The organism is Achromobacter dolens (assembly GCF_902859745.1).
GTDB lineage: Bacteria > Pseudomonadota > Gammaproteobacteria > Burkholderiales > Burkholderiaceae_B > Achromobacter > Achromobacter dolens.
Genome location: NZ_CADIJW010000008.1, coordinates 108,780 through 128,124, shown reverse-complemented (window position 1 = coordinate 128,124; position 19,345 = coordinate 108,780). Strand labels below are relative to the sequence as shown.

Annotated in this window: 16 protein-coding genes; 7 read left to right on the top strand and 9 right to left on the bottom strand. The window is 69.8% G+C overall.

Annotated elements, in window-relative coordinates; all coding sequences use genetic code 11:
- Positions 1-3 precede the first annotated feature (3 nt).
- The 4 genes from HV783_RS09270 (at position 4) to HV783_RS09255 (ending at position 3,830) form a co-directional block, all read left to right on the top strand.
- Positions 4-885 (top strand): SMP-30/gluconolactonase/LRE family protein, encoded by an 882-nt coding sequence (locus HV783_RS09270; protein ID WP_144655545.1) that lies wholly within the window; start codon positions 4-6, stop codon positions 883-885.
- Positions 886-1,005: 120 nt separating this feature from the next.
- Complete coding sequence (locus HV783_RS09265) at positions 1,006-1,983, top strand: TRAP transporter substrate-binding protein (RefSeq protein WP_054500679.1); 978 nt, start codon at positions 1,006-1,008, stop codon at positions 1,981-1,983.
- A 9-nt stretch (positions 1,984-1,992) separates the two neighbouring features.
- Positions 1,993-2,556 carry a TRAP transporter small permease gene (locus HV783_RS09260; protein WP_175189027.1) on the top strand — a complete coding sequence of 188 codons (564 nt, stop codon included), beginning with the start codon at positions 1,993-1,995 and terminating at the stop codon, positions 2,554-2,556.
- The gene (locus HV783_RS09255; protein WP_049076186.1) at positions 2,547-3,830 is read left to right on the top strand and encodes a TRAP transporter large permease; all 1,284 of its coding nucleotides are present in this window, start codon (positions 2,547-2,549) and stop codon (positions 3,828-3,830) included. The genes HV783_RS09260 and HV783_RS09255 overlap by 10 nt, the downstream gene beginning before the upstream one ends.
- Here the strand turns inward: HV783_RS09255 and HV783_RS09250 are convergent.
- The 5 genes from HV783_RS09250 to HV783_RS09230 form a co-directional block, all read right to left on the bottom strand.
- Positions 3,782-4,573 (bottom strand): phosphatase PAP2 family protein, encoded by a 792-nt coding sequence (locus HV783_RS09250; protein ID WP_054500678.1) that lies wholly within the window; start codon positions 4,571-4,573, stop codon positions 3,782-3,784. The two genes, HV783_RS09255 and HV783_RS09250, sit on opposite strands and share 49 nt — an antisense overlap.
- A gap of 124 nt (positions 4,574-4,697) precedes the next feature.
- On the bottom strand, positions 4,698-6,026 hold the full coding sequence (locus HV783_RS09245; protein WP_175189026.1) for a sensor histidine kinase: 1,329 nt from the start codon (positions 6,024-6,026) through the stop codon (positions 4,698-4,700).
- Complete coding sequence (locus tag HV783_RS09240; protein ID WP_054500676.1) at positions 6,023-6,736, bottom strand: response regulator transcription factor; 714 nt, start codon at positions 6,734-6,736, stop codon at positions 6,023-6,025. The genes HV783_RS09245 and HV783_RS09240 overlap by 4 nt, the downstream gene beginning before the upstream one ends.
- A 39-nt stretch (positions 6,737-6,775) precedes the next feature.
- On the bottom strand, positions 6,776-8,191 hold the full coding sequence (locus tag HV783_RS09235; RefSeq protein WP_054500675.1) for an FAD-binding oxidoreductase: 1,416 nt from the start codon (positions 8,189-8,191) through the stop codon (positions 6,776-6,778).
- A 96-nt stretch (positions 8,192-8,287) separates the two neighbouring features.
- Positions 8,288-8,917, bottom strand: a complete 630-nt coding sequence (locus HV783_RS09230; RefSeq protein ID WP_054500674.1) for a BPTD_3102 family carboxylase-like protein — start codon at positions 8,915-8,917, stop codon at positions 8,288-8,290.
- A gap of 308 nt (positions 8,918-9,225) precedes the next feature.
- Here HV783_RS09230 and HV783_RS09225 point away from each other — a divergent pair, with 308 nt between their 5' ends.
- The 3 genes from HV783_RS09225 (at position 9,226) to HV783_RS09215 (ending at position 13,999) form a co-directional block, all read left to right on the top strand.
- The gene (locus tag HV783_RS09225) at positions 9,226-10,617 is read left to right on the top strand and encodes a phosphomannomutase/phosphoglucomutase (protein WP_054500673.1); all 1,392 of its coding nucleotides are present in this window, start codon (positions 9,226-9,228) and stop codon (positions 10,615-10,617) included.
- Positions 10,618-10,622: 5 nt separating this feature from the next.
- Positions 10,623-12,188 (top strand): glucose-6-phosphate isomerase, encoded by a 1,566-nt coding sequence (pgi, locus tag HV783_RS09220; RefSeq protein WP_054500672.1) that lies wholly within the window; start codon positions 10,623-10,625, stop codon positions 12,186-12,188.
- A 119-nt stretch (positions 12,189-12,307) separates the two neighbouring features.
- Positions 12,308-13,999, top strand: a complete 1,692-nt coding sequence (locus HV783_RS09215; RefSeq protein WP_254603854.1) for a gamma-glutamyltransferase family protein — start codon at positions 12,308-12,310, stop codon at positions 13,997-13,999.
- A gap of 7 nt (positions 14,000-14,006) precedes the next feature.
- On the opposite strand, the gene HV783_RS09210 is transcribed toward HV783_RS09215, so the two are convergent.
- The 4 genes from HV783_RS09210 to asnB are packed head-to-tail and all read right to left on the bottom strand — an operon-like array spanning position 14,007 to position 19,341.
- Positions 14,007-15,140, bottom strand: a complete 1,134-nt coding sequence (locus HV783_RS09210; protein ID WP_175189025.1) for a glycosyltransferase family 4 protein — start codon at positions 15,138-15,140, stop codon at positions 14,007-14,009.
- On the bottom strand, positions 15,137-16,294 hold the full coding sequence (locus HV783_RS09205; RefSeq protein WP_167517644.1) for a glycosyltransferase family 4 protein: 1,158 nt from the start codon (positions 16,292-16,294) through the stop codon (positions 15,137-15,139). The genes HV783_RS09210 and HV783_RS09205 overlap by 4 nt, the downstream gene beginning before the upstream one ends.
- Entirely contained in the window at positions 16,291-17,406 is a 1,116-nt protein-coding gene (locus tag HV783_RS09200) for a glycosyltransferase family 4 protein (RefSeq protein WP_054500669.1), read from the bottom strand. The genes HV783_RS09205 and HV783_RS09200 overlap by 4 nt, the downstream gene beginning before the upstream one ends.
- A gap of 3 nt (positions 17,407-17,409) precedes the next feature.
- Positions 17,410-19,341 carry an asparagine synthase (glutamine-hydrolyzing) gene (gene asnB, locus HV783_RS09195; protein WP_116793785.1) on the bottom strand — a complete coding sequence of 644 codons (1,932 nt, stop codon included), beginning with the start codon at positions 19,339-19,341 and terminating at the stop codon, positions 17,410-17,412.
- Between the last annotated feature and the right edge of the window lie 4 nt (positions 19,342-19,345).

Here is a 19,345-nt window from a genome sequence, read left to right as displayed (position 1 = left end):
ACCATGGCGACCTCTGCCGAACGCATCGGGACCGTGCTCTGCGGCGTGGGCGAAAGCCCCGTGTGGCGCAGCGCCGACCAGTCGTTCCACTGGACCGACATTCCCGGCCGCGCGCTGTGGCGCTGGACGCCGGCCAGCGACCGGCTGGATCATTGGGCGCTGCCGCAGATGGCCGGCTGCATCGCCCCGCGCGGCGACGGCTGGCTGCTGGCGATGGAGGACGGGCTGTACGCCTGCGGCCCGCTGCAAGCCGGCCAGCCCTGCCGGCCCGCGCCGCTGGCGCCGGTGCGCCACGGCGTGCCCGGCATGCGCTTCAATGACGGCCGCTGCGACCGCCAGGGCCGCTTCCTGGCTGGCACCATGGTCATGGACATGGGCCTGGCCCGCAACGCCGGCAAACTGTACCGCTACGCCCCCGGCCAACCGCTGGAAGCGATCGTCGATGACCTGATCGTGCCCAACGGCCTGGCCTTCAGCCCCGACGGCAGGACCATGTACCTGTCCGACTCGCACCCGTCGCGGCAGGTGGTCTGGGCCTTCGACTACGACATCGCCGACGGCCTGCCGCGCAACCGCCGCGTCTTCATCCCGAAACTGCCGGCCGGTCGTCCCGACGGCGCCGCGGTCGATGCCGATGGCGGCTACTGGATCTGCGGCAACGAGGCCGGCCGCGTCTACCGCTACACCCCGGACGGCCGCCTCGACCGCAGCCTGGAGGTGCCGGCCGCCCGTGTCGCCATGTGCGCGTTCGGCGGCCCCGGGCTGGACCAGTTGCTGGTCACGTCGATCCGCCCCGCCGATGCCGCGCCCGATTCCATCGCCGGCGCCGTCTTCATCCTGCGCCCCGGCGCGCGGGGCCTGGAGGAAACCGCAAGCGCCGGTTAGCACCCGACCGCGGCGCCCCAAGCGCCCACGCACAAGTAGTGAGCAGGTCCGTACACATCAAAGAGCTTCGGGGCCGCAATGGCCCTCAACGAAACGCCGTACTCCCGACCGGAGGTAGACATGTTGCGCCCGACCCTGACCCGCGCCATCCTGGCCGCGGCCGCTTTGCTGACGCTGATTCCCGCCACCCGTGCCGCCGAGCTGCGCTCCGCGGACATCCATCCCGACGATTACCCCACCGTGCAGGCCGTGCGCCAGTTCGGCGAACTGGTCAAGCAGCGCACCAACGGCCGCATCACCGTCAAGGTGTATGCCGGCGGCGCGCTCGGCAATGAAGACGACTCGATCGAGCAGGTGAAGATGGGCGCGCTGGCCATGGCGCGCGTGTCCAGCGCCGCCATGCACAACATCTGCCAGACCACGCGCGTGCCGTCGCTGCCGTTCCTGTTCCGTTCCAAGGAGCATCTGCACAAGGTGCTCGACAGCGAGATCGGCGAGCAGATCCTGAAGTCGTGCGAAGCGGCGGGCTTTGTCGGCCTGGCCTGGTACGACAGCGGCTCGCGCTCGATGTACACACGCAACAAGCCGATCAAGACGCTGGCCGACGCCAAGGGCCTGAAAATTCGGGTGCAGCAGTCGGACCTGTCGGTGGCGATGGTGGAAGCCATGGGCGGCAACGCCACGCCGATGCCGATGGGCGAGGTCTATACCTCGCTCAAGACCGGGCTGGTGGACGCGGCCGAGAACAACTACCCGAGCTACGAAAGCGCGCATCACTACGAGGTCGCCAAATACTACGCGCTGACAGAGCACACCATGACGCCGGAAATGCTGATCTTCTCCAAGCGCCAGTGGGACAAGCTGTCGGCCGACGACCAGAAGATCCTGCGCGAAGCCGCGCGCGAGTCGGTGCCCTACATGCGCAAGCTGTGGGACGAGCGCGAGCAGAAGTCGCGCGCGGTGGTCGAGAAGGCCGGTTCACAGATCGTCGAGGTCGACAAGGCCTCGTTCCAGGCGGCGATGAAGCCGGTCTACGACCGCTTCGTCACCACGCCCGACATGAAAGACCTGGTCGCCAAGATCCAGGCCGTCCAATAAGGAATCCGCATGTTGGCTACCTCTACCAATGCCCCGGATGTCGCGGCGGGGGGCCGGGCGCATGCCCTGGCTGCCCCGCTGGACGCCTATTCCCGCGGCTGCGCCCGGCTGGCGCGGCTGTGCATGTGGACCAGCGTGTTCGGGCTGGTCTGCCTGATCGTCGCGGTCACCCTGCAGATCGTCGGCCGCCACGTCCTGAACAGCACGCCCACCTGGGCCGAGAGCCTGGCGCTGCTGCTGGTGCTGTACGTCACCATGCTGGGCGCGGCCGTCGGCGTGCGCGACGCCGGCCACATCGGCTTCGAGTCGCTGGTCGACGCGCTGCCGGCGGCGGGCCAGCGGCGCCTGAAGATCTTCATCCACCTGCTGGTGCTGCTGTTCGGCGCGCTGATGGCGTGGAACTGCGCCCTGCTGGCCGAATCCGTGTGGGCCTACAGGATTCCCAACCTGGGCATTTCCAATGGCTGGAAGTACGTGCCCGCGGCCCTGTCCGGCGTCCTGATCGCGCTGTTCTCGATCGAGCACGTCATCGCCCTGTTGCGCAACCAAAAGGTGGTACCGGCATGGCGCTGACCCTACTCTCCTTCACCTTCATGGGTTTCCTGGTGATCGGCGTGCCGGTGGCGTTCGCCATCGGGCTGTCGTCGATCACCGCGATCATGTACGAGGATCTGCCGCTGGCGGTGGCCTTCCAGCAGATGACCTCGGGCATGAATGCGTTTTCGTTCCTGGCCATCCCGTTCTTCATCTTCACCGGCGAGCTGATGCTGTACGGCGGCATCGCCGACCGCATCGTGGCCTTCGCCAAGTCTCTGGTGGGCCACGTGCGCGGCGGCCTGGGCATGTCCAACGTGGTGGCCTGCACGCTGTTCGGCGGCGTGTCGGGTTCGCCGGTGGCGGACGTGTCGGCGATGGGCTCGGTGATGATCCCGATGATGAAGCGCGAGGGCTATCACGCCGATTACGCGGTCAACGTCACCACCCACGCGGCGCTGGTGGGCGCGCTGATGCCGACCAGCCACAACATCATCATCTACACGCTGGCGGCGGGCGGCAAGGTGTCGATCGCGGCCCTGATCGCGGCCGGGGTGGTGCCGGCGCTGATCCTGACGCTGTGCAACCTGGCGGCGGCCTACTTCGTGGCGCGCAGCCGCGGCTATCCCGCCGGCACCTTCCCCGGCTGGCGCATCGTGGCGCGCTCGCTGGTGGCCGCGACGCCGGGGCTGTTCGTGGTGGTGCTGATCATCGTGGGCATCCTGAGCGGGGTCTTCACCGCCACGGAATCGGCCGCGGTGGCCGTGCTGTACGCGCTGGCGCTGACGATCTTCGTGTATCGCTCGCTGACCTGGGACCAGTTCGTGCGCGCCGCCAGCAAGGCGGTCAAGACGACCGGCGTGGTGCTGCTGCTGATCGGCATCTCGGCCACCTTCGGCTACCTGATCAGCTTCTACGGCGTGGCGGAGAAGACCGGCGAGCTGATGGCGTCGGTGTCCACCAGTCCGTGGGCGATCTTCCTGATGGTCAACGTGATCCTGTTCGTGCTGGGCACGTTCCTGGACATGGCCGCGACCATCCTGATCTGCACCCCGATCTTCCTGCCGATCTGCATGCAGTACGGCATGGGGCCGGTGCAGTTCGGCATGGTGATGCTGCTGAATTGCGCGCTGGGGCTGAACACGCCGCCGGTGGGCACCACGCAGTTCGTGGGCTGCGCCATCGGCGGGGTCTCGGTCGGGACGGTGATGCGGACCATCTGGCCGTTCTATGGCGCATTGCTGGCCGCGCTGGCCCTGGTCACCTACGTGCCGGCGTTCTCGCTGTGGCTGCCGGGGGTGCTGCTGAACTGAACGCCCGGCATGCGGGCCGGGCCGCCGGGCGCGGCCTGGCCCCGCAGCACCGGCCAGAAGAACAATGCGGCCAGCAGCCACATCAGGGCCGCCGACCACAGCGTCTGGCTCAGGAAATGCGCGCCCTGCAGGACGCGCACGATCGAGAATCCGACGCCCGCGGCGATGCCCACGGCCAGCCCCCACCAGCGCCATCCGGGCCGCTGCGCGGCCCAGCCGGCGAAATACAGGGTCAGCATGGAGTAACCGGCGCCGGCGTGGCCGCTCGGCAGCGCCCCGCCCGACTTGGCGCGATCCCAGGTCCACCATGACAACGGATACGGGGTGTATCCGCCCAGCGTCTCCAGATCATAGGGGCGCGGCAACGTGGTGTGGTGCTTGAGCTGCGTGACGGCCAACTGCCCCACGATACAGGTCACCGCCACCGCCAGCGCCGCGCCGCGCAGGTGGCGCCACGCGGGAATGCGGTAGCTGGCCGCGACCACGGCGATCGCGCCCAGCGCCATGCCGATGGGCAGGGCCAGCACCATGCGATGGCCGACGAGTTCGAGCCAGCGGTTGGTGTGCAGGGGGAAGTCGTCCAGCGGCGCGCTGAACAGGGCGCGGGCGATAGCCAGGTCCAGGCCCGAGGCGTTGACCCACCATGCCAGGCACGCCAGCATCAGCGTCACCCCGAGGACATGCGTGGAGAAGTAGAAGGCGGGCGTCGGCCGGTCGGCCGCTGGCGGATATAGGGGTGACATGTAGCGCGGGGGACGATGGCGGTCGGCCGAAGCAAGCAGCTTAGGCGGCCGATAGTCGAAAATTCGTCAAATTCGGCCTCGCCGGGACGGGGCCGGCGCCCCGTCAATCGCCCCCGCCGTCGCCCTACGCCGCGCCCCCCGCCGCGTCCAGGCGCAAGGTGAACCGGGTGCCGCGCTGCGGCCCCTCGCGCGACGAATCCACCGTCAGCGTCCAGCCCTGCATGTCGCAGACCCGCTTGGCGATGGCCAACCCCAGGCCACGCGCGGTTTCATCGCGTCCGGCAGTCCCCGAGTCCCGCAGGCGGCCGCTGTAGTAACGGCGGAACAGGAATGGCAGGTCGTCCGCGGCGATGCCCTTGCCGTCGTCGCTCAGTTGCAGCGCGCCATCGGCGCCCAGGCTGGCCGTGAGCGTCGCCGGCGCCGCGTGCTCGACCGCGTTGCGCACCAGGTTGCGCAGGACCGTCAGCAAGGCGTAGCGGTCGAGGATGCGGATGTGGTCCGCCGGGATGGCGTTGTCGAAACGCAGATCGGCCATGCCGGCCTGGGTTTCGTAGCCACGCCAGGCGTCCAGCATGCATTCGGACAGGTCGACCGGCTCGGGCGGGCGCATCTGGTCGCGGGCCATGGCGCGGGCGCTTTCCAGGCAGACGATGACGTCGTCGACGTTGTCGATCACCCGCGTCAGCCGTTGGCGCTGGTCGGGCGTCAGGTCCTGGGTCAGCAGCATCAGCTCGCTGTCGGAGCGGATCGCGGCCAGCGGCGTGCGCACCTCGTGGCTGAGGTTGCCAGCGAACTCGCGTTCGCGCGCGATCGAGCGGTCGACCTGGTTCTGCACCCGGTTGAAGGCCTCGATCAGCCGGCCCGCCTCGTCGTCGCGGGTCACGGCCAGGTCGGGCGCGCCCGGCGCCCACGTCGACAGGCGGTCGGTCAGTTCCAGCAAGGGGCCAACCGCCACCGCCTCCACCCGCCGCGACAGGGCGTAGGCCCCGACCACGCAGATCGCGCCGACCCCCAGCACGATCAGGCCGAAATCATGCACCCGCTCTTCGTTGTCGGTGGCGTCATACAGCAGGTAGACCTTGCCGTTGCCGGTGTCGGCCACCATGACGTGCCAGGTGTAGGCGCCGGGCTCGATCAGGTGCAGGCCGTTGTCGAGCCCGCGGATCTCCTCCGGCATGCCGACGGGCGCCTGGCCGTCGATGCTGAGCCAGGCGCGCATCGAGCCGCCCAGCTCGCGGGCGCCGCGGCGCGGCAGGAACTGGTCGCTGGTGCGGGCGTGCTGCACCAGACGGTCCATTTCGGTGTTGAGGATATCGTTCACCAGATCGTCTTCCATCTGGTCGAACGTCAGGTAGGCAAGCAGGGCCAGCGCCGTCACGAACAGCGCCACGGTGCCGGTCAACGCCCACACCACCCGTTGCGTCAGGGTCCCGCCGCCCGCGATCCGGCTCATGCGCTGCGCTCCCCCGTCACCAGGCGCCAGCCCGTGCCGTGCAGGGTCTCGATGCCGTCGAAGCCGGCGTCGGCCAGGGCGCGGCGCAGCAGGTGCACCTGGCTGCGCAGGGCGTCGGAAGACGGCGGCTCGCTGCCCCACAATTGCGATTCCAGCTCCTCGCGCGACACCACCCGGCCCGGGTCGCGCAGCAGCGCCTCCAGGATGATGATGGCCTTGCGCGTCAGGTGCACCGGCTTGCCGCCGATCGACACCATGCGGCTGCGGGTGTCATAGGCCAGCTCTCCGAACACCCGCACCGTGTCCACGGTCGAGCCCTTGGCGCGCTGGATCAGCGCCAGCAGCCGCGCCTCGACCTCGAGCAGCGCGAAGGGCTTGGTCAGGTAGTCGTCGGCGCCATGGGAAAAACCGGCCAGCTTGTCGTCAAGGCTGTCGCGCGCCGTCAGCACCAGCACCGGCAGCGGCAGGCGCCGGTCCGCGCGCACCGTGTGCAGGACCGCGTTGCCGTCCATGCCAGGCAGGCCGATGTCCAGGATCATGGCGTCGAACCGCTGCTCTTCCAGGCGCTGGAGCGCGGCCGGACCGCTGTAGGCCACGTCGGGCAGGAAACCGCGCGCTTCCAGGAAGGTGTAGAGATTGCCGGCGATGATGTGATCGTCCTCGACGATCAGGATCCGGTGATTCGCACCCGCTGCGGGACTGGCCGCCATGTTCTCGCTCCCCGTGGAAAGAAGGTTGTGCCGCCCCGCTCAGGCTTGCAGCACCTTGCCCGGATTCATCAGGCCTTGCGGGTCCAGCGCGCGCTTGATACGGCGCATCAGGGCCAGCTCGACCGGACTCTTGTAGCGCGGCAGCTCGTCGCGCTTGAGCTGGCCGACGCCGTGTTCGGCGCTGATGGAACCTGCGTGTGCATGCACGCTGTCATGCACCACGCCATAGATGTCGCCCTGCAGCGCCAGCAACTCGGTTTCGGTCTGGCCTGGCGCGCTGGCGACGTTGTAATGCAGGTTGCCATCGCCCAGGTGGCCGAAGATCACGTGGCGCACGCCCGGAAAGCGCGCCTGCAGCAGGCCATTGGTCTGGTGCACGAAGCCGGCGATGGCCGAGATCGGGATCGAGACGTCGTGCTTGACCGACTTGCCCAGTTCCGCCTCGGCCAGCGGAATGCTCTCGCGCAGGTGCCACAGCGCCTTGCTCTGCGCGACATTGGCGGCGATGGCCGCGTCGTTCACCAGGCCGGCCTCGATGGCCTCGCCCAGCACCGTCTCGAAGCGCTCGCGCGCATGCGCCTCGCTTTCGCTGTCGGACAGCTCCAGCAGCGCAAACCAGGGCGAGGCGGCGGACGCGCCCTCGAACGGCAGGCGCTGCTGGGGAAACAGGCGCACCACCGCCTGCAGGCAGTCGCCGCCCATCAGCTCGAAGCCGGTCAGCGCGGCGCCGAAGCCGGCGCGGGCCCGCGACAGCAGCTCGACCGCGTTGTCGATGCTGTCCAGCGTCAGCAGCGCGGTGCAGGACGCGACCGGCCGCGGGAACAGCTTGAGCGTGGCGGCGGTGATGATGCCCAGCGTGCCTTCACTGCCGATGTAGAGATCGCGCAGGTCGTAGCCGGTGTTGTCCTTGCGCAGGCCGCGCAGGCCGTTCCAGATCTCGCCCTCGGCGGTGACCACTTCCAGGCCCAGCGCCAGGTCGCGCGTATTGCCGTAGCGCAGCACCTGGGTGCCGCCGGCGTTGGTGGCGAGGTTGCCGCCGATGGTGCAACTGCCCTCGGCAGCCAGGCTCAACGGGAACAGGCGGCCGGCGTCGGCGGCGGCCTGCTGCACGGCCTGCAGGATGCAACCGGCTTCCACGGTGATGGTGTCGTTGTCGGTATCGAGCGCGCGCACCCGGTTCAGGCGCGCGGTGGACAACACCACGGCGCTGCCGGAATCGTCGGGCGTGGCGCCGCCGCACAGGCCGGTATTGCCGCCCTGCGGCACCACCGGCACGCCATGGCGCGCGCACAGTTTGATGGCGTCGGCCACTTCCTGCGTGGAGCCGGGCCGGACCACGGCCAGCGCCTGGCCGCGATAGCGACGACGCCAGTCCAGCGTGAAAGGTTCGGCATCGGCGCCGGTCAACACATGGGACTCGCCCAGGAGGGACTGCAATTCGCTCAACAAGGTCATAGGCGCCGCACGGAAATATCGCGCCGGGCCGCGCCCGGGCGCTGTTCAAGGTTGGTGCGGACTATTGTAGAGGCTGGCAGAGCCGAGGGGCCCGGTCTAGCCGACCGCCTGGTCCAGGCGCGTCCCCGTCAGGCCCGTGCAATAGGCGCGCGAGGCGATGCGGTTCATCAGGAACGCCCGGTCCACGCCCGCGGGGCCCGGCATCTCGGACAGGGCACGATAGGCGCGCCGCAGCGCTTCGCCGCGGGTCGCGCCGCACACCAGCAGGTGCGTGCACGGCATGTGGCGGTCGGCGCAACCGTCGATGCGCACTTCCAGCGCATGCGCCGCGACCGGTTCGAAATCGGCCACCGCGGCGCCCGAACGCGGCTGCGCCTCGGCGCGGATCACGCGGAACACGCCGCTGCGGTCATCCAGCGAAAAGGCCACCGTGCCCATGCCCTGCCAGGCGCGGTCCCGCGCCACGCTGGCGGCGACCCCGCGCAAGGCGCTTTCGACCGAGGCCGGCAGATGCGGCGCCGGGCATTCGGCGATCAACACGCGGGCGTCGCGCCAGACACAGCGCTCCCAGGCGCGGCCCGTGGCCAGCTCGCCCTCGGGCGATACGAATACATGGATGTCGAGCCGGCGTTCCCGCCCGGCGGCCGGCCCGGCGAAGTCCGTGGGCGGCCCGCGCCTGCGCCGGGCGCCGCCCGATGACGTGACTGTGGATACTTTGGCTCCCATGGGCCCCTCCGGTCTTTCTGGTCTCTCCGCTTGCATGACAAGCGTATCACCTTCGGATGAACAGCAAGTTCCATGCCACCGGCCGACAGGTCAGGAAAGGTCCGGTTCCGTTGCTCCGGCGCACCGGAACAAGGCGAAAAGGGAGTCGATCGCGCACCAGATCAGGGCGGCACGCGAACGCCCAATGGAGGATAATTCAAGTCCGTCCCCTGGAGCCGGCATGCGCCGGCATCCGGGTTTACCAGCAGGCCGTCACCATCCTGGACGGTCCCGCCGCTGCAAGCCGTGGCAAACGATAAGGATCCAACGTGGCCGACAACGTTCAATTCCCCTCCTCCGTCTTCAAGGCGTATGACATCCGCGGCACCGTCCCGGATCTGATCGACGCGCGCTTCGCCCGCTCGCTGGGCGCGGCGCTGGCTGCGGTCGCGCGCGACCAGGGGGTGCAGACGCTGGTGGTGGGCCGCGACGGCCGCCTGAGCAGCGAGATGCTGTCGCAGGCGCTGCAGGAAGGCATGCTGGAAGGCGGCGTCGATACCCTGGATATCGGACAGGTGCCCACGCCGCTGGTGTATTTCGCCACCCACATCATGCAGACCGGATCGGGCGTGGCCATCACCGGCAGCCACAACCCCCCCAAGTACAACGGCTTCAAGATGATGATGGGCGGCCGCGCGCTGTACGGCGAGGACGTGCAAGCCCTGGCGCGCCGCATGAACGGCGGCCCGGACGCGCCCGCGGCCCGCACTGGCGTGCGCCGCGAACTGGACCTGGTGGCCGCGTACATCGCGCGCGTCGCCTCGGGCGTGAAACTCGCCCGCCCCATGAAGATCGCGATCGACTGCGGCAACGGCGTCGCCGGCGCCATCGCCCCCAAGCTGTTCCGCGCCCTGGGCTGCGAGGTCACCGAACTGTTCTGCGAAGTGGACGGCACCTTCCCCAACCACCACCCCGATCCCGCTGAACCGAAGAATCTGCAGGACCTGATCCACTGCCTGGCCACCACTGACTGCGAGCTCGGCCTGGCCTTCGACGGCGACGGCGACCGCCTCGGCGTGGTGACCAAGTCCGGCCAGATCATCTGGCCCGACCGCCAACTGGTGCTGTTCGCCCGCGACGTGCTGGAACGCAATCCCGGCGCCACCATCATCTATGACGTCAAGTGCAGCCGCCATGTCGGGCTGTCGGTGCAGGCGGCGGGCGGCGAACCGCTGATGTGGAAGACAGGCCACTCGCTGGTCAAGGCCAAGCTGGCCGAAACCGGCGCGCCGCTGGCCGGAGAGATGAGCGGCCATATCTTCTTCAAGGAACGCTGGTATGGTTTCGACGACGGACTCTACACCGGCGCCCGCCTGCTGGAAATCGTGTCGCGCCATGCCGACGCCGGCGCGCCGCTGGAGGCCCTGCCGCAGGACGTCTCGACCCCCGAACTGAAGCTGGAAATGGAAGAAGGCCAGCCCTTCACGCTGGTGCAGGCGCTGCAGGAACAGGGCCAGTTCCCTGGCGCAACGCGCGTGGTCACCATCGACGGCGTGCGCGCCGAATATCCCGATGGCTTCGGCCTGGCCCGCCCGTCCAACACCACGCCGGTCGTGGTGCTGCGCTTCGAGGCGCAAACCGCCGAGGCGCTGGCCCGTATCCAAGGTGACTTCCGGCGCGAACTGGCTAAACTGGCGCCCGACGCCTCCCTGCCCTTTTAGAAAACATGCCACTGCTCAACAGCCCCGCCTGGACCCGCTTCGCCACCGCGGCACGCAACGCCGACCGGCGCGGCGAGCAACTGCGACTGATCAACGCCCCCGGGCTGCGCCTGGACTTGACCGCGCAGGCGCATTCGCCGGCATTGCAGGAGGCCGCGGCCGCGCTGCTGGAGCAGCAAGGCTTCGAGGCGGCGCGCGCGCGGCTGTTCGACGGCGGCAACGCCAACTGGACAGAGCAGCGCCCGGCCTGGCATACCGCGCTGCGCGCGGCCCAGCCGCCTGCCATGGTGGCCGCGGCCGTGCTGGCCGAACGTGAACGCGTGCGCCAGTTCGTGCGCGAGGCCGACGCCAACAAGCGCTACCGCTGCGTGCTGCACCTGGGCATCGGCGGCAGCGACTGGGGGCCGCGCCTGGTCAACCGGGCGCTGCGCTACGGCGGCATCCATCGCGAAGTCCACTTTGCCTCGAACGTCGATTCGCACTCGGTAGCCGACGCCATGGTGCACCTCGACCCGCACGAGACGCTGGTGATCGTGGCGTCCAAATCGTTCACCACCACAGAACCGCTGGCCAATGCCGAAGTCGCCATGAACTGGCTGCGCGACGCCGGCGTGGCGGATCCGATCAAGCAGGTGGTCGCCGTAACCGCCAACGTCGAGGCCGCGCTCAACCTGGGCATCTCGCCGGACCACATCTTCCAGATCTGGGACTGGGTCGGCGGGCGCTATTCGCTGTGGTCGGCCATCGGCCTGCCGGTCGCGCTGGCGCTGGGCAACGACACCTTCGACCAGTTGCTGGCGGGCGCCGCCGCCATGGACGAGCATTTCCACCATGCGCCGCTGGCCGAAAACGCGCCGCTGCAACTGGCCCTGGCCGGCGTGGTCAACCGCAGCGTGCTGGGCTTCGACTCGCTGGTCATCGCGCCGTACGATTCGCGCCTCTTCCACGTGGTCCCCTGGGCCCAGCAGCTCGAGATGGAATCGCTCGGCAAGGTGGCCACGGCGGACGGCAGCCCCACTGGCGTACCGACCGGTCCGGCCGTCTGGGGCATGCCGGGCACGGACTGCCAGCACACCTTCTTCCAATGGCTGCACCAGGACACCGCGGGCGCGCCCGTCGATTTCATCCTGTGCGAGCAGCCCGACCACGCCTATGCCCGCCACCACGAACTGCTGATCGCCAATTGCCTGGCCCAGCGCGCCGCGCTGCTGCGCGGCAAATCGTTCGAGGAAGCGCTCGCGGAGACCTCGCGGGTCGAAGCCGATCCGGCGCGCGCGCGCCTGCTGGCGCAGCACAAGGTGCATCCTGGCGGCCGGCCCTCGTCACTGATCGTGCTGCCGCACCTGGAGGCCTACACGCTGGGCGCATTGCTGGCGCTGTACGAGCACAAGGTGTTCGCGCAAGGCGTTATCTGGGGCATCAATCCGTTCGACCAGTGGGGCGTGGAATTCGGCAAGGCCCTGGCCAAGAACATCATCCGCGAGCTGGACTCGCCGTCGCAACAGGTCGCGCCGCAGGACCCCTCCACCCGCTTCTGGATCGACGCCATCGCGCGACGCGCTCCGGCGTAGCCCCCCCGCCACGGCGGCTGGCCCGGTGCTGCAGCGGCGCGCCAGGCCGCGCCGGGGCCGCTATGGACAGGACGCCATGACGGGCGAATAATGGCCCGTCGTCCTTCCCGGAGCGCCCCATGCCTACGCTAGCCCGCAGCCCCGCGCGTTTCCTGGCCGCCCTCGCCTTGTGCGCGGCCGCCTCCGCCCAGGCCCAGACCAACACGCAGACCCAATCCCTGGCAGGGATGGTTGCCGCCGCCAATCCGCTGGCCGCCGCCGCCGGACTCGACGCCCTCAAGCGCGGCGGCAGCGTAGTCGACGCCGCCATCGCCGTGCAGATGGTGCTGACCGTGGTGGAACCGCAATCGTCCGGCCTGGGCGGCGGTTCGTTGATGCTGGTGTGGGATCAGGGCAGCGCCACGCTGTCGGCGCTGGACGGCCTGGCCGCGGCGCCGGCGCGCGTCACCGCCAGCCTGCGCACCGACGTCAACGGCGACACCCTGCCGCTCAAGGACGTGGCGCGCTACGGCCGGCCGGTCGGCGTGCCCGGCACCGTGCGCGTCATGGCGCTGGCGCACCAGCGCTATGGCAAGCTGCCCTGGGCCAGCCTGTTCCAGGCCGGCATCCGCAGCGCCGAAGACGGTTTCCCGATGTCGCCTTATCTGCACGACAGCCTGCGGCGGCTGCCTCAGTTGGCCGAGAATCCGGCGATCCGCAAAATCTTCTACGACGCGCAGGGCCAGGTGCTGCCGGTCGGCGCCACGGTCCGCAATCCGCTACTGGCCGACGCGCTGCGCAAGGTCGCGGCCGATCCCGATGCCATCAACCACGGCGCGCTGACCGCCGACGTCCTCGCCGCCGTGGGCGCGGGCAAGTATCCCAGCCTGATGCAGGCGCAGGACCTGGCCGCCTATCGGCCGGCGGAACGCACGCCGATCTGCGGCCCCTTCCTGTCATGGAAAGTCTGCACCTTCCCCCCGCCCAGCTTCGGCGGCGTATCCGTGCTGCAGCAACTGGGCATGCTGGCGGCGCGCCGCATCGACACGCTCGCGCCCGGCTCGGCCGCGGCCGACCACCTGCTGATCGACAGCGCCCGCATCGCCCGCGCCGACCGGCTGGCCTATATCGGCGATCCGGACCAGGTCAAGGCGCCGGTGCGCCAGTTGATCGCGCCCGACTACACGCGAGAACGCGCCGCGCTGCTGTCCGCCAGGGCCGTGACGCACCCGCGTCCCGGCGTGTTCGCGGGCGTGCCGGCGCCGGCAGGCGCCGAGGCGCCCGGCACCACCGAGACCAGCCAGGTCGCCATCGTCGACGCGCAGGGCAACGCCCTGTCGATGACCACCACCATCAATCTGAACTTCGGCTCGTGGCTCATGCCGCACGGTTTCTTCCTGAACAACGCGCTGACCAATTTCTCGTCGGCGCATGGCAAGGGCGCGCCCAATGCCATGGCGCCCAACAAGCGGCCGGTCACCTCGATGGCGCCCACCATGGTGTTCGACCGCGACGGCAAGCTGGCGCTGGTCACCGGCTCGGCGGGCGGCGGCTACATCGTCGACTACATCGCCCAGGCCGTGGTCGGCACGCTGGCCTGGGGCCTGCGCCCGGCCGATGCGCTGGCATTGCCGCACGTGGCAGGCAACACCGGCCGCAGCCAGATCGAGAAAGGCCGCGTCCCGGAGCAAACCGCCGCGCGGCTGGCCGCGCAGGGCCACAAGATCGAACAGGTGGAAATGAAAAGCGGCGCCGCCGCGATCCGCGTGACGCCGCAAGGGCTGGATGGCGCCGCCGACCCCCGGCGCGACGGCGCCGCGCTGGGCCACTGAGGCCGCTTCAGGCGCTCAGGGTGTCGTACAACTCGACGTGGATGCGTGCCACCCGCTCGATGTTGAATTCGCGCTCGGCCAAGGCGCGGCCGGCCGCCCCCATCGACTGGCGCAGGGCAGCGTCCTCGGCGAGCCGCGCGATGGCGTCGGCCAGGGCCTGCGGGTCCCGCACCGGCACCAGCAGACCGGTCTCGTCCGGCTCGATCGCGTCACGGCAGCCCGGCACGTCTGTCGTCACCACCGCGCGGCCGCAGGCGGCCGCCTCGATCAGCGACTTGGGCAGGCCTTCACGATAGGACGGCAGCACGGCGATGTGCGACGCCGCATACAGCCGCGGCACATCCGAGCGCTCGCCCAACGCCTCGACGCAACCCTCGCGCTGCCAGGCCTCGACCTCGGCCGGCGTGGCCGAGGTCGGATTGCCGGCGTCCACGCCGCCCACCAGCCGCATGGTCACCGGCACGCCGCGCGCGCGCAGCAGCCGCGCCGCCTCGACGAATTCCCACACGCCCTTGTCGCGCAGCAGCCGCGCCACCATGGTGGCCACCACGGGCGGCGCCGCCGGCTCCGGCAGCGCCTGGCACAGATCCAGATCGACGCCGGCGCCGCGGATCAGCACCACCTGCTCGTCGCGCACGGCGCCCAGCGACTTGAGCATGTCGCGGTCGCTGGCGTTCTGGAATATCACCCGGCTGTTGGGATGGCCCAGCGCCAGGCGATACAGGCGCGCCACCACCGAGCGCACCAGACGCATCTTCAGGGAATTGGACAGGAACACGAAGCCCAGGCCGGAAATCGCGGCCACCATGCCGGGCACGCGCGCCAGGCGCGCAGCGATGCCGCCATACAGCACAGGCTTGATGGTCACCAGGTGCACCACCTGGGGCCGCAGCCGCCGAAACAGGCGCAGCAGCGCCAGCAGCGTGCCCAGCTCCTGCAGCGGATGCTTGCCGCTGCGCGTCATCGGAATGACGTGATGGGTCATGCCCAGCGCGACGATGTCGGCGACGGTCGGGCCGTCCATCGTGGCCACATGCACGTCATAGCCGGCGCGCTGCGCGGCCTGCGCCACCGGCAGCCGGTGCGACATGAAGAACGCCGGGTTGTTGACCACGAACAGCAGACGACGGGCGGCGCTCATGCCGATGCTCCGGACAGACGGCGCCACACCGCGGCGTAGCTTTGCACCATGCGCGCCAGGTCGAAATTCTCCAGCACCCGGGCCCGTCCGGCCTCGCCGGCCCGGCCGCGGCCGCGCGCCGCCACCTCGCGCAGCGCGGTCTCGATGCCGCGCGCCAGCGCCTCGGGCTGCTCGGGCGGCACCACCACGCCGGTGTCGCCGATGATGTAGGCTGCGTCGCCCACGTCCGTCGCCACGCAGTACGCCCCGCAGGCCATGGCCTCGGCCACCACGTTGGGGAAGCCTTCGGCGCAACTGGAGAGCACGTGCAGGTCCAGCCCGTTCATCACGGCCGGCACGTCGTCGCTCGGGCCGGCCAGCACCAGCCGTTCGCGCAGGTCGAGCTTGTCGACCAGCGCCATCAATTCAGGGTTGTCCACGGTCATGCCGCGTCCCACCAGCACACAGCGCAGGCCGCCGTCGCGGCCATCGCGCACCAGCGCCGCCACCGCGCGCAGCAGGTTGGCATGGTCCTTCAACGGGTCCCAGCGCGCCACGCAGCCGATCACTGGCACATCGCCGGCCAGGCCCCACTGGCCGCGCACCCGTTCCCGCGCTGCCGCGTCGGGCGCATAGCGCGACAGGTCGTAGCCGTTGGCGATCACCACCATGCGATCGCGACGATAGCCCTTGGCCGCATGCCGTTCGGCCGCGTCCTGCGCGGCGCAGACGATGGCGCCGGGCAGCACGCCCGACAGCAGCGCGCAGGCGCGCAGCACCATGCGGGCAGACCGGCTGCTGCGCTCGAGATGCGCGCCGGAATTGCGGATGCCCCAGGCGACGGCGCGCACGCCGGCCAGGCGCGCCGCCAGGCCGCCGATCAGGTCGGCGTGGTACATCCAGGTCTGCACGGCGTCGGGGCGGGCCGCGGCGATCAATCGGCGCAAGGCCAGGAAGCCTCCAAGCGTGATGCGGCCGCGCGGCATGTCCAGCGTTTGCACCGTCACGCCGGCGGCGCGCAGCCGCTCGCCGTAGACGCCTTCGTCGGTCAGCGACACGACGATGTGCTCGACCGCCTGCCCCGGATAGGTGGCCAGGCGCCACAGCACGGATTCGGCGCCGCCCTGCCCCAGGCCGGCAATCACGTGCACCACGCGCAAGGTCGCTCCGCTCATCGGCCTTCCCTCACCGCTTCGAACAATTCGTCCCATTCCATCAGCACGCTGGCCAGCGCATAACGCTGGCGCACCGCGGCGGCGCCGCGTTGGCCGAATTGCCGGCGCAACGTCACGTCGCCGAGCAGGCGGCGCAGCGACTCGCGCAGCGCGTCACGGTCCCCCGCGGGCACCAGCAGCGCGTCCTGGCCGTCACGCGTCATTTCGCGCGGGCCGCTGGGGCAGTCGAACGCGGCGCAGGGCAGGCCCAGCGCCATCGCTTCCAGCAGCACGTTGGGAAAGCCCTCGACCAGCGAACTGAGCACGAACGCCTGGCCCTGGGCCAATTCATCCCAGGGCGTTTCAGTGCGGCCCGGCAGGCTGATCCGCGACTGCAGCCCCAGGCGCGCGACCTGTTCCTCCAGCGCCCCGCGCTCCGGGCCTTCGCCCCAGATACGCAGGTTCCAGTCGGGAAAGTCCGGCGCCAGTTGCGCGAAGACATCGATCAGCAGGTCGAATTGCTTGTCGGTCACCAGCCGCCCCATCGCCAGCAGCGTGCGCGGCGCGCCGTCGTCATGCTGCGGCACCAGCGGCGCGTCCAGCAGCGGCGCGGGCAAGGGGTTGGGAATCACGGCCAGGCGCTTGATGCCCGGCACCTGGCGCGAGAACGGACCGGCCGTGTCGGCCGCCTGCACCGTCACCATGTCGGCGCGCGGGTACAGCAGGCGGCGCAACCGACGCCAGATCGTGCCGGTGGTGGTCTCGGCGACCGGGTTGGTCCGCTCGCAGACGATCAGCGGCACGCGCAGGCCACGGGTGGCCAGGATGGCGGCCACGTTGACGTTGGTCAGGAATGACACCACCACGTCCGGCGCGGTGTCGCGGATATGCCGGCGCAGCGTCAGCAGGCGCTTGAACGCCGCCATCGGCCCCGATACGCGCGTGCCGGCCAGGTCCGCCAGCCAGTCCAGCTTGACCTTGTCCGACAGCGGGTAGAAGCAGGTGCCCTTGGACGAATAGGTCGGCGTCAGGGTGACGTCGTCGCCGCGTTCGGCCCACGCGTTGACCAGCGTGGCGGCCACGCGCTCGGCGCCCCCGGCATGCATGGAACTGACCAGCATCAGTATCTTCATTCGTCAGCGACTCCCAACCGATCCTCCCTGTTCGCCACCGGCGCGGTAGCGGTCCAGCCAGGCCTGCATCATCAGCACGCCCCACAGATGGCTATCCCAATTGCGATGTCCGGACACGTGTTCGCGCCACTTGCGCAGGATGGGCTCGGGCTCGAACCAGCCTTCCTGGCGCAGGCGCGCCGGATCCAGCAGCGCCTCGGCCCAATCGCGCAAGGGGCCGCGCAGCCAGGCCGCCAGCGGCACGGCAAAGCCGCGCTTGGGCCGATCCACCAGCGCCTGCGGCACGTGGCGGTACAGCACCTGGCGCAACAGCCACTTGCCGGTGGCGCCGCGCACCTTGTAATGGTGCGGCAGGCTCCAGGCAAATTCATAAACGCGGTGGTCGATCAGCGGCACGCGGGTTTCCAGGCTCACGGCCATGGCGGCGCGGTCCACCTTCACCAGGATGTCGTCCGGCAGATAGGTCACGGTATCGAGCTTCATCATGGATTCGAAGGTCGAGCCGCGCATCGCCTGCGCGAACTCGGACACCGGTTCCACGCCGCCCTTGACCACGCGCGCCGGGTCCGACCAGTACGACACGAACAGGCGGTAGAAATCGCCGCGCGAATCGGCGCGCAGCAATTCGCCCAGCTTGCCGACCTTGCCGCGCCAGGCGCCGCGCCCCGGCAGGTGGGTCGAGGCGCTGAGCAGCGCGCCGGCCGGCGTGCGCAGCAACGACGGAATGCGCTCGCACTTCTGCCACCAGTTGTTGACACGGAAATAGCGCGAGTAACCGCCGAACAGTTCGTCGCCGCCGTCGCCGGACAGGGCCACGGTGACGTGCTGGCGCGCCATGCGCGTCACCAGCGAGGTCGGAATCTGCGACGAATCGGCGAACGGTTCGTCGTACATGTCGGCCAGGTTCGGCACCACCGCCAGCGCGTCGTCGGCGGTGACGTACAGCTCGGTGTGGTCGGTGCCCAGGTGCATGGCCACCGCCTTGGCGTGCTGCGCCTCGTCGTAGCCCTTCTCATGGAAGCCGATGGCGAAGGTGCGCACCGGCTGCGAACTCTGCGCCTGCATCAGCGAGACGATGGTGGACGAGTCGATGCCGCCCGACAGGAACGCGCCCAGGCTGACGTCGGACAGCATCTGGCCGCCCACCGCCTTGGACAGCACGCCTTCGAGCGCGTCGGTGGCCTGCGCGTCGGACTCGAACGACAGCAGCGATTGCGCCGCGGTGTCGGCGGCCTCGCGCGCCGACCAGTACACGCGCGGCTCGGGCATGCGGCGGCTGCGGGTATCGTCGGCGGTGAATTCGATCCAGGTGCCCGGGGGCAGCTTGGCGATGCCTTCGTAGATGGACTGCGGCGCCGGAATGTAGTTGTGCCGCATGAACGACGCCAACGCATTGCGGTTCAGGCTGCGGCCGAAACCGGGGATCGGCATCAGGCCCTTGAGTTCGGACGCGAACACCAGCTCGGCGCCGGAATAGCCGTAGTACAGCGGCTTTTCGCCCATGCGGTCGCGCGCCAGCACCAGCTTGCGCGAGGCGCGGTCCCAGAGCGCGATGGCGAACATGCCGACCGAGGCCTGCAGCGTGGCCTCGATACCCAGCGCGGTGAATCCGGCCAACAGCGTCTCGGTGTCGGAATGGCCGCGCCAGGACGGCGCCAGGCCCGAGGCCTCGAGCTGCTGGCGCATGTCCATGTGGTTGTAGATCTCGCCGTTGAACACCATGACGTAGCGGCCGCAGGCGGACACCATCGGCTGATGGCCGGCTTCGGTCAGGTCCTGGATCGCCAGGCGCACGTGCGCCAGCGCCAGCTCGGCGCCGGCGTCTTCCCAGAAGCCGTTGCTGTCCGGCCCGCGGTGGCGGATGCGGCGGCAGCTTTCCGCCAGCACTTGCGCCTTGTCACCCAGGGGGCCCCAAATTCCGACAATTCCACACATGATT

Coding starts and splice junctions, on each gene's coding strand:
- HV783_RS09215 (WP_254603854.1), top strand. CDS start 12,308: ATGCCTACGCTAGCCCGCAGCCCCGCGCGTTTCCTGGCCGCCCTCGCC.
- HV783_RS09235 (WP_054500675.1), bottom strand. CDS start 8,191: ATGACCTTGTTGAGCGAATTGCAGTCCCTCCTGGGCGAGTCCCATGTG.
- HV783_RS09255 (WP_049076186.1), top strand. CDS start 2,547: ATGGCGCTGACCCTACTCTCCTTCACCTTCATGGGTTTCCTGGTGATC.
- HV783_RS09205 (WP_167517644.1), bottom strand. CDS start 16,294: ATGAGCGGAGCGACCTTGCGCGTGGTGCACGTGATTGCCGGCCTGGGG.
- HV783_RS09240 (WP_054500676.1), bottom strand. CDS start 6,736: ATGGCGGCCAGTCCCGCAGCGGGTGCGAATCACCGGATCCTGATCGTC.
- asnB (WP_116793785.1), bottom strand. CDS start 19,341: ATGTGTGGAATTGTCGGAATTTGGGGCCCCCTGGGTGACAAGGCGCAA.
- HV783_RS09270 (WP_144655545.1), top strand. CDS start 4: ATGGCGACCTCTGCCGAACGCATCGGGACCGTGCTCTGCGGCGTGGGC.
- HV783_RS09250 (WP_054500678.1), bottom strand. CDS start 4,573: ATGTCACCCCTATATCCGCCAGCGGCCGACCGGCCGACGCCCGCCTTC.
- pgi (WP_054500672.1), top strand. CDS start 10,623: ATGCCACTGCTCAACAGCCCCGCCTGGACCCGCTTCGCCACCGCGGCA.
- HV783_RS09265 (WP_054500679.1), top strand. CDS start 1,006: ATGTTGCGCCCGACCCTGACCCGCGCCATCCTGGCCGCGGCCGCTTTG.
- HV783_RS09260 (WP_175189027.1), top strand. CDS start 1,993: ATGTTGGCTACCTCTACCAATGCCCCGGATGTCGCGGCGGGGGGCCGG.
- HV783_RS09245 (WP_175189026.1), bottom strand. CDS start 6,026: ATGAGCCGGATCGCGGGCGGCGGGACCCTGACGCAACGGGTGGTGTGG.
- HV783_RS09210 (WP_175189025.1), bottom strand. CDS start 15,140: ATGAGCGCCGCCCGTCGTCTGCTGTTCGTGGTCAACAACCCGGCGTTC.
- HV783_RS09230 (WP_054500674.1), bottom strand. CDS start 8,917: ATGGGAGCCAAAGTATCCACAGTCACGTCATCGGGCGGCGCCCGGCGC.
- HV783_RS09200 (WP_054500669.1), bottom strand. CDS start 17,406: ATGAAGATACTGATGCTGGTCAGTTCCATGCATGCCGGGGGCGCCGAG.